The 12,715-nt window shown below is 32.3% G+C and carries 15 protein-coding genes; 4 read left to right on the top strand and 11 right to left on the bottom strand.

Going from position 1 to position 12,715, the window contains the following annotated elements; genetic code table 11:
- The 11 genes from LQ693_RS02490 to LQ693_RS02440 all read right to left on the bottom strand — a co-directional run bounded on the left by LQ693_RS02490 (position 1) and on the right by LQ693_RS02440 (position 9,445).
- Positions 1-1,059, bottom strand: a complete 1,059-nt coding sequence (locus LQ693_RS02490) for a nitric oxide synthase oxygenase (RefSeq protein ID WP_025905112.1) — start codon at positions 1,057-1,059, stop codon at positions 1-3.
- Positions 1,060-1,124: 65 nt separating this feature from the next.
- The gene (gene hisIE / locus LQ693_RS02485) at positions 1,125-1,757 is read right to left on the bottom strand and encodes a bifunctional phosphoribosyl-AMP cyclohydrolase/phosphoribosyl-ATP diphosphatase HisIE (protein ID WP_025905113.1); all 633 of its coding nucleotides are present in this window, start codon (positions 1,755-1,757) and stop codon (positions 1,125-1,127) included.
- A complete protein-coding gene (gene hisF, locus LQ693_RS02480; RefSeq protein WP_025905114.1) occupies positions 1,754-2,512 on the bottom strand; it encodes an imidazole glycerol phosphate synthase subunit HisF in 759 nt (252 codons plus the stop codon). Before hisF ends, hisIE begins: the two co-directional genes overlap by 4 nt.
- Positions 2,509-3,213: a 1-(5-phosphoribosyl)-5-((5-phosphoribosylamino)methylideneamino)imidazole-4-carboxamide isomerase gene (gene hisA / locus LQ693_RS02475; RefSeq protein WP_025905115.1), complete on the bottom strand. Its 705-nt coding sequence runs from the start codon at positions 3,211-3,213 to the stop codon at positions 2,509-2,511. Before hisA ends, hisF begins: the two co-directional genes overlap by 4 nt.
- The gene (gene hisH, locus LQ693_RS02470; protein ID WP_025905116.1) at positions 3,206-3,787 is read right to left on the bottom strand and encodes an imidazole glycerol phosphate synthase subunit HisH; all 582 of its coding nucleotides are present in this window, start codon (positions 3,785-3,787) and stop codon (positions 3,206-3,208) included. Before hisH ends, hisA begins: the two co-directional genes overlap by 8 nt.
- Complete coding sequence (gene hisB / locus LQ693_RS02465; RefSeq protein ID WP_025905117.1) at positions 3,787-4,365, bottom strand: imidazoleglycerol-phosphate dehydratase HisB; 579 nt, start codon at positions 4,363-4,365, stop codon at positions 3,787-3,789. Before hisB ends, hisH begins: the two co-directional genes overlap by 1 nt.
- Positions 4,337-5,347 (bottom strand): pyridoxal phosphate-dependent aminotransferase, encoded by a 1,011-nt coding sequence (locus LQ693_RS02460; protein ID WP_025905118.1) that lies wholly within the window; start codon positions 5,345-5,347, stop codon positions 4,337-4,339. The genes hisB and LQ693_RS02460 overlap by 29 nt, the downstream gene beginning before the upstream one ends.
- 3 nt (positions 5,348-5,350) lie before the next feature.
- The gene (hisD, locus tag LQ693_RS02455) at positions 5,351-6,607 is read right to left on the bottom strand and encodes a histidinol dehydrogenase (RefSeq protein ID WP_025905119.1); all 1,257 of its coding nucleotides are present in this window, start codon (positions 6,605-6,607) and stop codon (positions 5,351-5,353) included.
- A complete protein-coding gene (hisG, locus tag LQ693_RS02450) occupies positions 6,597-7,214 on the bottom strand; it encodes an ATP phosphoribosyltransferase (RefSeq protein WP_025905120.1) in 618 nt (205 codons plus the stop codon). Before hisG ends, hisD begins: the two co-directional genes overlap by 11 nt.
- A gap of 9 nt (positions 7,215-7,223) precedes the next feature.
- The gene (locus tag LQ693_RS02445; RefSeq protein ID WP_025905121.1) at positions 7,224-8,054 is read right to left on the bottom strand and encodes an ATP phosphoribosyltransferase regulatory subunit; all 831 of its coding nucleotides are present in this window, start codon (positions 8,052-8,054) and stop codon (positions 7,224-7,226) included.
- Between the two features lie 221 nt (positions 8,055-8,275).
- A complete protein-coding gene (locus LQ693_RS02440) occupies positions 8,276-9,445 on the bottom strand; it encodes an MFS transporter (RefSeq protein WP_025905122.1) in 1,170 nt (389 codons plus the stop codon).
- A gap of 144 nt (positions 9,446-9,589) precedes the next feature.
- On the opposite strand from LQ693_RS02440, the gene LQ693_RS02435 reads away from it, so the two are divergent.
- The 4 genes from LQ693_RS02435 (at position 9,590) to LQ693_RS02420 (ending at position 12,683) form a co-directional block, all read left to right on the top strand.
- A complete protein-coding gene (locus LQ693_RS02435) occupies positions 9,590-11,065 on the top strand; it encodes a nicotinate phosphoribosyltransferase (protein WP_025905123.1) in 1,476 nt (491 codons plus the stop codon).
- Positions 11,062-11,883 (top strand): ammonia-dependent NAD(+) synthetase, encoded by an 822-nt coding sequence (gene nadE / locus LQ693_RS02430; protein ID WP_239703054.1) that lies wholly within the window; start codon positions 11,062-11,064, stop codon positions 11,881-11,883. The genes LQ693_RS02435 and nadE overlap by 4 nt, the downstream gene beginning before the upstream one ends.
- A gap of 64 nt (positions 11,884-11,947) precedes the next feature.
- Positions 11,948-12,517 (top strand): DUF2179 domain-containing protein, encoded by a 570-nt coding sequence (locus LQ693_RS02425; protein ID WP_025905125.1) that lies wholly within the window; start codon positions 11,948-11,950, stop codon positions 12,515-12,517.
- Positions 12,507-12,683 (top strand): NETI motif-containing protein, encoded by a 177-nt coding sequence (locus LQ693_RS02420; RefSeq protein WP_239703053.1) that lies wholly within the window; start codon positions 12,507-12,509, stop codon positions 12,681-12,683. Before LQ693_RS02425 ends, LQ693_RS02420 begins: the two co-directional genes overlap by 11 nt.
- Positions 12,684-12,715: the final 32 nt, after the last annotated feature.

Genomic DNA, 12,715 nt, shown 5'->3' with positions numbered 1-12,715 from the left:
CTAATGCATTGGACAACCTTGTTGATTTTGTCTATATAAAAAGTTTGGACTTCTCATCTCATTATCATAGCCTTTATGATAATTATGTACAAGTGAAGGTGAAAGGGGCGGTGCGAGCCAACTCCATTTTCCGGTCACTTTTCTATTGGCTTTACATTCATTTTCTTCAAATTTCTTAAATTGTTTAGAGGCATTATAATGATCAACAATCGCAACACCCGCTTCTTTATACGAATGATAAATAGCATAATTAAACTCTACTAAAGCTCTATCTCTCCAGTAACTTGATGTTGTCGTTGTATCAAAATCAAATGCTTCTGCAATGTCTTTTAATTTATTATAGCGATATTCGTCTGTAAAATTTCTAACGCCAATTTCAGTTTCCATGTACCACCCGTTGAATGGGGCAGTATGATAATATATACCACCAATTTCTAAATCCATATTTGAAATGATGGGTACTGCATACCATTTTAGTTGTAGTGATGCTAACTTAGGATACTGTTTATGAGTGATGTTAATTTCTTTAATGAGTCCTTGTGGATATTGATGGATTTTAGGGCGTTGTTGATTAATTCGAAACATTAATGGAAGCACATCAAAATCAGTATGAGGACTTTGCCAATTTAAATGGTGTGCTAATTTCGTCATTTTGATAGATTTAGGGTCGCCCTTATTTTCGTATCCTGCATATCTAATCAATTGTTCATTCATAATTTCTATTTGGTTATTATATATGCTTATCATTGGTTTGATTTTTCCGTCATTTGTAGCGTCTTTAATGTGATCTTCAATTGAAGCGATAAATGTTTGTTCATCTTGAATATGTCTTAAATCTCTAACCGTCAATTTATCCCAAAAAAGTCTACCAATACATCTATTTGAATTTCTCCAAGCTACTTTCGCACCATATTCTAATTCTTCGGTAGTGTGGGTATAAGTACCAGTTTTAGAAATTTCATGTTCTATTTCTTGTATTCTTTTATTCATTTGTAATTCTGATATTTCTAATTCTTTATACATATCTTTAATAAAAGCAGTCGCTTTATCTCGTAACATAAATACACCTCTATGTACTAGTATAAGCGACTGCTAATTTTTGACAATATATGAATTATGACAATTTACCAATTATTAATGTCTTGTCGTTCACCTTTAAAATTACCTGACTTTTTATGACGTTCTTTTAATACTGATATCACATCTTCAAATTTAACGCTTCTATCATGTAGTAATACGAATAAATGATAAAGTACATCAGCGACTTCATTTGTGAGTTCTAATTTGTCATCTTTCATCGCTGCGATAACGACTTCAAATGATTCTTCTCCATATTTTTTAGAAATTTTATCTATACCTTTATTAAGTAAATAATTTGTATATGATTTTGGATTATTAGAATCAACACTTTCTTGAATAGTCATTTCTAAAGATTCAAGCGTGTATGGTTCTTCAGTATTAAAACAACTAACAGATCCAGTATGACAAGTAGGGCCATCAGGATTGACTTGTAACAAAATTGTATCTTGGTCACAATCTAATTGTATATCGATAACATGCTGGATATGATTGGACGATTCGCCTTTTTTCCATAGACGATCTTTACTTCTTGAATAAAACCAACAGACTTTATCTTGAATGGTTAAGTTATAAGCTTCTTCATTCATATAACCTAACATTAATACTTGTCCAGTTTGGTAATGTTGTAAAATTGCTGGTACAAGACCTTTAGAAAAATCAGGTGCTAATTCACTCATCGTACATTCACTCCTTCATTAGATAAATGTGTTTTGACTGCTTGTATCGTTGTTTCTTTATCGTGAAAAATACTTGCAGCGAGACCTGCAGATACATCTGTTTGTTTAAATAAATCAACAAAATGCTGACTATTACCGCCACCACCTGATGCAATAACAGGTAAAGACACCAGTTGGTTTATTTCTGTTAATAAACGATGATCAAATCCTTGTTTAACACCATCGTAATCCATACTGGTAATTAATAATTCACCGGCGCCGAGATTTTCAACTTCTTGAACCCAATCTAACACGCGTTTATCTGTTCGCTGTTTACCACCATGTGTATAACAGTACCAATCTTGATGTTCTTCTTCCCATTTAGCATCAACTGCGATACAGATACATTGTTTTCCGAACTTATCACTCGCTTCACGAATAAATGCTGGGTTACGCAATGCACTTGAGTTTAAAGAAATCTTATCAGCACCATGATTAAGTAATACCGAAATATCTTCAAGTGTACTAATACCACCACCTATTGTAAGTGGAATGAATAATTTTGAAGCTGTTTCTGATATGATATCTAACATCATTTGATGTCCATTTTCTGTCTTAGAAATATCTAAGAACACAAGCTCATCTGCCGCTTCTTGATTATAATATTCAGCTAATTCAACTGGATGTCCAATATCTCTCAAACCTTTAAATTTTATGCCTTTAACGACTCGTCCATCTTTAACATCTAAGCATGGGATGATTCTTTTTTTGATCATTCAATACCCTCCCAAAATGCATCCGTATTTGCTGCTTTTCCAACAATAGCAGCGTGAACATTTAATGCATCCAGTTGATTGATGTCATCTTTATTTCTTATACCACCAGATGCAATGACAGGTATAGATGTTGATTGTACTAATTTGCCTGTTAATTCAAAGTTTGGTCCAGATAATTTACCGTCTTTCGAAATATCTGTATAGATAATTCCGCCGAGAGGGAATGTGTTAATTTTTTCAATGAAATCAAATAGGTTTATGCCGGCATCATCGAGCCAACCGTTTAGTTTGATTTTTTCAACATATGCATCGACAGATAAATATATTTTGTTAGGGAACCTATTAGTCACTTCTTTTAACCAGTCTAAGTCTTGTATGCCTTTAGTGCCGACGATAATGTACTCAACGCCTTTATTTAAATATGATTCAATTGTTTCAACACTTCGAATACCGCCACCAACTTCAATTGGTAAATGAGTTAAATTGACGAGTTGTTCTATGTAATTTGCTTCTGTTGGTTGTTGATTTTTTGCGCCGATTAAATCGATGACATGAATTCTAGAAACTTGTTTAAATTTTGAATAGAAAGCAATTGCTTCTTCTGCAGTTCTAGGCATAGATTCTTTAGAATCATATTTACCTTCAGTTAATCTCACGCTAGTGGAGTCTATTAAATCTATTGCTGGCCAAATTTCAATCATTTAAAAAACCTTCTTTCAATGCTTGGTCTAGTATTTTGAGTCCGTAATCACCACTTTTTTCTGGGTGGAATTGTATACCGATAATATTTTTTTGTTGCACGATTGCAGTGATTGGTTGTCCATAGTCTGCTGTAGCAACTATAGGTAAATCAGTAGAGACATGATAAGAATGTATAAAGTAAACATCACCATCAAGTAGAGGATGTTCACTTTGTAAATTGTTCCATCCTAAATGTGGAACAGGGTAGGGACTCTCTATAGGTATAACGTTCCCTTGCAATAAATTTAATCCTTTTGTTGAACCTTCCGCACTGTATTCAAATAGAACTTGCATACCTAAACAAATGCCAATGATTTTATGTGTATCTTTAATATCTTTAATCACTTTGTCTAGACCACTTGATGTCAATTGTTTCATAGCATCTTTGAAGTGCCCGACACCTGGAAGAATAACATGTGTACTATTTTTTATAGTTTCTTCATCTGAAGTTAATATGGCATCATATCCTAAATGTAAGAGGGCACGTTCAATATTTTTAATATTGCCAAGTCCGTAATCAATGATTGCAATCATTATTCAATCACACCCTTAGAAGAAGGGATACCTGCATAATCATCTTGTGTTAATGCGATTTTTAGACTTCTAGCAAATGCTTTGAAAATCGCTTCGATTTCATGGTGTGTATTGCCACCTCTAATTAAATCAATATGTGTCGTTAATCTTGCATTAATCACAAGTGCTCTAAAGAATTCCTCTACAAGTTCGGTATCAAACGTGCCAACTTTTTCACGAGAAAATGTCGCATTAAATGATAAATATGGTCTGCCACTTATATCCGTTACAACACGTGCTAAAGTTTCGTCCATTGGTATATAGAATGAACCATATCTCGTAAATGATTTTTTATCTTTAACGACTTCAAGAAGTAATTGACCTATTACAATGCCAATATCTTCAACAGTATGATGATCATCTACATGTGTATCTCCATCAACTTCTATATTTAATGCAATACCACTATGAAAACTAAATAACGTCAACATATGGTCTAAGAAACCAACACCTGTATTAATGTTTGAATCTTCTCCATCTAATCGTAGTTGAATTTTGATATCTGTTTCTTTAGTTGATCTTTCTTTTTGATAAGTCATATTCTTGTCTCCATTCTTTAACGATTTTTTCAAGTTCATTTAATTCAGATTCTGTAGCAATAGAGTATCTAACAGTTTGTTGCATGTTTGGTTCATCATAAAATCTTGGTAAATAGCCATGGTCATAAATATATTGACCTAATGATTCTGCTAAATCTCCATAAGTTAAGACGAAATTTGTTTTTGAAGGTATAACATGGATAACATCGCTCACATGTTGTTCGAAAATATTTCTTAATTGAATACTCAATTGTCTTTGTTGCTTTAATAATGAATGTACAAGTTCTTTATTACTGAAAATTTCAGTCGCAATATTTAAAGTTAATGTGTTTAATGGATAAGGATGCGCGATACGATTTAAAGTTTGAATGGTTTTCTCAGTAGAAATGACGATGCCGACTCTTAATCCAGCTATTGCAAATGCTTTGCTTAACGTACGCATTTGAATGATATGGTCTTGTAATTCAATATCATATGCATCTCCAAAATCTAAATAAGCTTCATCAATAATAAAATAACCACCAATTGCCTTCATTTCATTCGCGATTTCTTCTAAAAATGCTTTAGGATATTGAATGCCTGATGGATTATGAGGCACACTCATAATGAAAAATGCTGGCTTTAATTTTTGGATTGATTGCTTAATTTTATCTAACGAGAATGTATAGTCATCTTCTGCATCTACATAGTGAATAGGGCGATTAATCTGATGAGCATATGCAGTATACATGAAGAAATCTGGATTAAGCGTTAGTACTGGTCCATCTGGTAATGCAATCATGCATTTTTGAATCCACTCATCTGAACCATTAGCTGCAGAAACTTGGTTAGGTGATAATTGATAGTAGTCTGCATAAGACTTGATAAAGGCATCATATTCCTCATCAGGATAAAAATTAAAATTTGAATTGGCGATAATATTTTTTAAAGTTGCATCATCTAATGCAGGAATAGGACTTTCATTCTTGTTTATTCTAATCATGTTTCACGACTCCTCGTTGTTTGTTAATCTCACTTCTAAAGATTGTTTATGTTGATATAAACCTTCTTGTTCAGCCAAAGCTATGGCACTAGGTGCAATACTTTGATAAGTGTGTTCATCTAAATGAATGACAGAATGACTCGTTAAGAAATCATTAACTGTTAAGCCATTCGAGAATCTTGCTGTTTTATCAGTCGGTAATACATGACTCGGTCCAGCAGCATAGTCACCAATTGCTTCTGGTGAGTATTGACCTAAGAACATTGCTCCGACGTATTTAATTTTACCAATATATTTACTTGGATCAGTCGTTTGAATGGATAAATGTTCTGGCGCAATATAATTAATGACTTCTATCGTTTCGTGAATATCACGCGTTAAAATTGGATAATGATAATTTTTAATACTTTGTTCGATAATTTGTTTTCTTGGTGCTTGATCTATAGCTTGTTGTAGTTTCTGTTGAACTTTTGTTAAGAAAGAAGAATCTGTTGATACTAGAAATGTTCTAGCTTGTTCATCATGTTCTGCTTGCGCTAATATATCCTGAATGATGTAATCTACATTTGAATTTTCATCAGCAATAAGTGCAATTTCACTTGGTCCAGCTATTTGATCAATACCAACTACACCATATAATAACTGTTTACTTAGTGAAACAAATTGGTTACCTGGTCCAACAATTTTATCTACTTTTGGAATTGTTTCAGTACCGAAAGCTAATGCAGCGATACTTTGAGCGCCACCAACTTGGAATACTCGATCAACACCCGTAATATGGCATGCAGCAAGTATAGCTGGATCGATACCATCTTTTTGAGGTGGGGTAACAACAATAATTTCTTGAACATTTGCTACTTTAGCAAGTGTAGCTGTCATCAGAACTGTTGATGGGTAACTTGCTTTTCCACCTGGTACATAGATGCCGACTTTTTCAATAGGATGATAAAGTTGGTAAGTTTGACCTGTTGTTACATTTTCATGTTTAATTTTTTGTTGGAAATTTTTAATTTGTTCAAAGCTTGTTTCAAGTGCTGATCTTAAAGTATCTGATATAAGGTTGATGCTGTTTTTTATATCATATTGTGGGACTTCAAGTTGCTCTAAATCAACATTGTCGAATTTCTTGTTATAGCGAAATAAAGCTTGGTCTTGCTGTTCTTTAACATCTTGGATAATTTTTTTAACATCTTCAGTATTACTTTCGTCTGTTAATCTATCTTGTTCAAATTTATTTATGAATTCCGTTTTAGATAGCATTCATCGACACCCCAATTTCTTCTATAAATGATTCAATCATATTTGATTTACTAAAAAATGCATGTTTATTTGTAATAAGTTTAGCATTGATGTCACCAATAGATTCTTTTTCAACGAGTCCATTAGATTTTAATGTCGTACCCGTTTGGACGATATCAACGATAGCATCAACCATATTCACTACTGCTGCTAATTCTACAGATCCTGATAATGGAATAATTGAGACATCTTGTCCTTTATTTTTAAAGTACGCTTTCGTCGTTTTAACATAAGTCGTCGCAATTTTTTTATATTCTGTTACTTCAGGTTTACTTGCAACAGCAAAGTGACAATAACCAAAAGGTAAATCAACTAAGTTGTTTACATTGAGTTTATCTTTTTCATCTAGAATATCACTGCCTGTAATACCAATATCAGCAATGCCTTCTTCAACATATGTTGATACATCATTTCCTTTAACAAGAATAAATCTAACGTTCGCAACTTCAATTTGAAGTTTACGTTCTCTATTATTTAAGGCGTCTGCCCATTTTGGGTTACCATTTTCATCAATAAATTTTATGAAATCTTTTAATAAACGTCCTTTACTTAATGCAACTGTTAACATAATGACCTCCTATGATAGTTGAATACCAAATCCAAAACCTTCTAACGTACCGTTATAGTGCCCGCCTGAAGCGATTGGATTTCTATTGTTATTTTCGTAAAGCTGAATGAAGCTCCCAACATAATATGATTTTGGGGGCATTGTTGTTATATCTAAATGTATATGGTTAATACCTGATGCTTCTAATGTCGCTTTCCAATATTGTAAAGATTTATAAGTTGGATGGTCAGTATCAGCAAAAGTTGTTAAAAAGTCTAATTGTTGATGAGTAGGTGTTTTAAGTAATTGTACGAGTGAATGATTTTGTGAAAGTAGTTTAGAAATTTTTGAAATATTTCTTTCACTAATAGCCGTAAATAATTCTTCGTTTTGTTCTTCTTTAGAAAGTAAAAGATCAAATAATTGATAATGCCCAATAACAGCAAAATCAACATTTAAATCAAGTTCATTTTGGATAAAGTCATGTATATATTCATAACATTGCAACATGTCATTCCTTTTAGGATTGAAAATTTCAACACCTAAATTTGTATATATATGTTCATTAATTGCGATAGGGCCAGCATATGTTACGGAACGTGCATCAAGGTTATATTCACGACTATAATGTTGGATTTGATCCGTCCAATCATTTCTTAAACTATAAAATGCATCGCCATTTTTCCAAATACTTCTAGTATCTAAACTATTCAAATCATCTTGTGTTAATTGTTTCCAATGAAGTTTCTCTATGAAGCTCATATCAATCACTTCGAAATCTCGAGTACTAAAATATTTTAGAAATTTAAGTTCTTTTTCTTTCTTTTGAATAACGTCATCTCTGTATTTTACATAATCCATATTATAAACCTCGCTTTTACTCTCTACCAAGTTAAAGTATTTATTTAATTATAAATGATACTATAACATGCATAACGAAACATATCAATTGAAAGTTCTGAATATTTAAAATATCAAAAAAATATATAAAAAATAAACCCATAGACATTTGAATTGATCAAAGTCTATGGGTTCTCATTATATTTTAACGATGCGATTTTAATTTTTATTAATAGCTTAAATTATGCTTCAACTTTTGTAGGTGTTCTATGAATAAGTAATAGAATAAAGACGATAAATACAAACGCAGCAATCATCGTAAAGAATATTGTGCCGTTTGATAATTGTATAATCGTTCCTCCAAGCATTGGGCCAATGATACTACCGACACTAAATGACATGGCTATCATTAAATTACCAGCAGGTAGATTATGCTTTGGTGTTAAATCTGTCATAAAGCTTACACCTAATCCATAAAAAGATCCTGTGAATAATCCTGCGATTAAGAATAATCCCATCATAATAAATGTACTCGTTGGTAAAAAGTCACCTAACATAAACACGATGCTGCCGATTAATGTTAATCCTGTTAATACTTTCTTTCTACCATGAATGTCGCTAAACATGCCTAATGGTACTTGGAAAAGAATAGCACCAAGACTAAATGCAGGTAAGATTAATGTAATACTTGTGACATCAAGTCCATTTCTTAAACCATAAACAGGGAAGTTACTATGTAATCCTGCTTCAAATAATCCATATAATAATGGAAACATAAACGCTATCCATGATGTTCTTATAACATCACCAAAGTTTTTTAACGTATTTAATATACTGACTGGTCTAACATTTGATGAAGGGAATTCATTGTGTATTAAAAGGACTAATGAAATTGTTATTAATGAAAGTATTGCTGAAAGGATAAATGGTAAAGCTTCCGAAACGTCTACAAGTTTAGCTAAAAGGGGCCCTAACATAAAACCTGCTGAGAAACTGAAACCATAAACAGAAATCGTTCTTCCTAATTTTTCTTTAGGTGTAATATGTGTTAACCAAGTTTGCGTGCTAAAGTGTAACATATTATCACCAATACCAATTAATAGTCTTAAAATAAACCAAATAGATAATGTCTTTAAAGTTGGAAATAACAATAAAGATAAGGCAACTATGGCTCCACCAACTAATATCATATATTTAAACCCAGACTTTCTAACAAGCCCTTCGATAAAGAATGATGATAAAAATACACCTATATATAATGAAGTTGCATGTAAACCATTCAATGAACTTGAAATACCATTTCGTTCAAAGATGACCGATATAAGTGGTAAGAGCATTCCTTGTGAAAAACCAGAGACAGCTACAATAATTGAAAGTATAATAAATAATTTTTTGAATGAAGAATTTTTCATTTGTATGCCTCCTTCTAAATTTTACATCTTTAGTATTTTATCACAGAGGTAAATGACTTGATATATTTAAGTTACTTTTTAATTTTTAATTTAAAAAGTATGATAAAATAATATAAAATTAGATAACCTGAGGAGTATTGAATAATGTATAAATATGAAGACGATAGTTTGATGTTACACACGGATTTATATCAAATCAATATGGGTGAAACTTATTGGAATGATGGTATTCATGAGCGTACTGCTATTTTTGATTTGTATTTTAGAAGCATGCCATTTAATAGCGGCTATGCTATTTTTAGTGGATTAGAAAGAATTGTGCAATTTATTGAGCATTTCAAATTCACAGAATCAGATATTGAGTATTTAAGAGAAGTTGGATATCAAGATGATTATTTAGATTATTTAAAATCATTGAGATTTACAGGGAACATTAGAGCAATGAAAGAAGGGGAACTTTGTTTCAATAATGAACCACTCATTAGAGTAGAAGCGCCACTTATTCAAGCTCAACTTATTGAAACAGCACTTTTAAATATCGTGAATTTCCAAACGTTAATTGCGACTAAAGCAAGTAGAATTAAACAAGTTGTTCGTGATGAAATAGTAATGGAATTTGGTACTAGAAGAGCGCAAGAAATGGATGCTGCGATTTGGGGTGCTAGAGCAGCGATGATTGGTGGATTTGATTCTACAAGTAATGTTAGAGCTGGTAAATTATTTGGTATTCCGATTTCAGGAACACATGCACATTCAATGGTTCAAACATACGATGATGAATATACAGCGTTTAAAAAATATGCTGAAAGACATAAAAATTGTGTGTTTCTAGTAGATACTTTCCATACTTTAAAATCGGGTGTGCCGAATGCGATTAAAGTAGCGAAAGAATTAGGAGATAAAATTAATTTTATCGGTATTCGACTAGACTCAGGAGATATTGCTTATTTATCTAAAGAAGCAAGAAGAATGTTAGATGAAGCTGGCTTTACAGAAGCAAAAATCTTTGCTTCAAATGATTTAGATGAACAAACGATTACAAGTTTAAAAGCACAAGGTGCTAAAGTAACGGCATGGGGTGTCGGTACGAAACTGATTACAGCATATGATCAACCAGCGTTAGGTGCTGTATATAAACTTGTAGCAATTGAAGAAGAAAATGGCGAATTATCAGATCGCATCAAAATTTCTAACAACGCTGAAAAAGTTACAACACCTGGTAAGAAAAATGTTTATAGAATTATCAATACTAAAACGAATAAATCTGAAGGCGATTATATTACTTTAGAAGATGAAGAGCCGAATAAAGAAGAACGATTAAAAATGTTCCATCCTGTTCATACTTATAAAATGAAATATATCAAGCATTTTAAAGCTGTCGATTTACATCAAGACATTTTTAAAGACGGTAAACGTGTGTACACACTTCCTGAAATAAATGAAATTAGGGAATTTGCTTTTAACAATCTAGATATACTATGGGAAGAAAATAAACGTTATTTAAATCCTGAAGAATATCCAGTAGATTTAAGTAAAGCATGTTGGGATAATAAAAATAAAAAAATATTCGAAGTGGCAGAAAGAGTTGCAGAAGCGATAAAGGATGTGGAAGAGTCATGAGAGATTTACAATCAATCATTGTCAAAGAAATGAATGTTAAAAAATCAATCGATCCCAAAAAGGAATTTGAAGAAATCAAGCGGTTCTTGAAATCTTACGTTAAAGCACATAGTTTTGTTAAATCTTTAGTGTTAGGTATTTCCGGCGGGCAAGATTCGACATTATTAGGTAAAATCGCGCAATTAACAGTAGATGAATTAAATGCTGAAGAGAATCATCAATATGAATTTATTGCTGTAAGATTACCTTATGGCGAACAATTTGATGAACAAGATACACAAGATGCATTAGATTTTATCAATCCAAGTAAACGTGTAACAGTCAATATTAAGCCTGCAGTGGACGCGAGTATTCAATCGTTGAAAGAAGCGGGTGTAGAATTAACTGATTTCCAAAAAGGGAATGAAAAAGCGAGAGAACGAATGAAAGTTCAATATTCAATTGCTTCTGCTAATAGTGGAATTGTACTTGGTACGGATCATTCTGCTGAAAATATTACAGGTTTCTATACGAAATTTGGAGATGGCGCTTGTGATGTTGCACCGTTATTCGGACTTAATAAACGCCAAGGCAAAGCAATTTTAAAATATTTAGGTGGTCCAGATCATTTAATCAATAAAGTACCAACTGCTGATTTAGAAGAAGATAAACCGGCTTTACCAGATGAAGAAGCATTAGGCGTGACTTATGATGCAATTGATGACTTCTTAGAAGGTAAAAAAATCAGTGAAATAGATCAAGAAATTATTCAAAATCACTATGTAAGAAATGCGCATAAACGAGAAATGCCTTATAACCGTTACACATGGCCAAAATAATTCGTGACTTTCATAAGTTTGCTTGATAAAATGATTCCAGTATTTTGATTTATGGAGGGTTTAAATGTCAGCTATATTAGATAATCCATGGTTAATGGTACTATCTATATTTGTCATTAATATAGTATATGTATCCTGTTTAACAATGAGAACAATTTTAACATTAAAAGGATATCGATATGTGGCCGCTGCTGTTAGTGTACTTGAAGTAGTTGTTTATGTTATCGGATTAGGTTTAGTTATCAATAGTCTTGACCAAATTCAGAATATATTAGCTTATGCGCTTGGATTTGCTGCAGGCATCATTGTCGGCATGAAAATTGAAGAGAAAATTGCATTAGGATATATCGTTGTAAATGTTACGACAGCTGAATATGAAACGGATTTACCAAGAACGTTAAGAGATTTAGGTTATGGTGTAACACATTACGTTGCTAAAGGACGAGATGGAGATCGCTTAGTGATGCAAATTTTAACACCACGTAGATTTGAATTGAAATTAATGGATACAATTAAACAATTGGATTCTAAAGCCTTTGTAATCGCTTATGAACCTAAGAACATACACGGTGGATTCTGGGTTAAAGGTGTACGAAGCAAAAAGTTAAAGGCGTATGATACGGATGAAGTTTAGAGTAGAAGACAATGAAACAATTGAAATGTGTCTCAAAAGAATGAAAGCTCAAGGTTATACACCTGTAAAAAGATTTGAAAAACCTGTATTTATTGAGAAAGAAAATGGTGACATCGAAGTTCTTAAACAAGAAATACAATTCGTAGGTAAGAAAAACAAAGAATGAAAATAAATCTGGGACATGAGAATGTGGCCCAG

This window comes from Mammaliicoccus sp. B-M6, from assembly GCF_022386965.1.
GTDB lineage: Bacteria > Bacillota > Bacilli > Staphylococcales > Staphylococcaceae > Mammaliicoccus > Mammaliicoccus sciuri_A.
The sequence above is the reverse complement of the archived record's forward strand: the minus strand, read 5'-3'. Positions and strand labels throughout refer to the sequence as shown.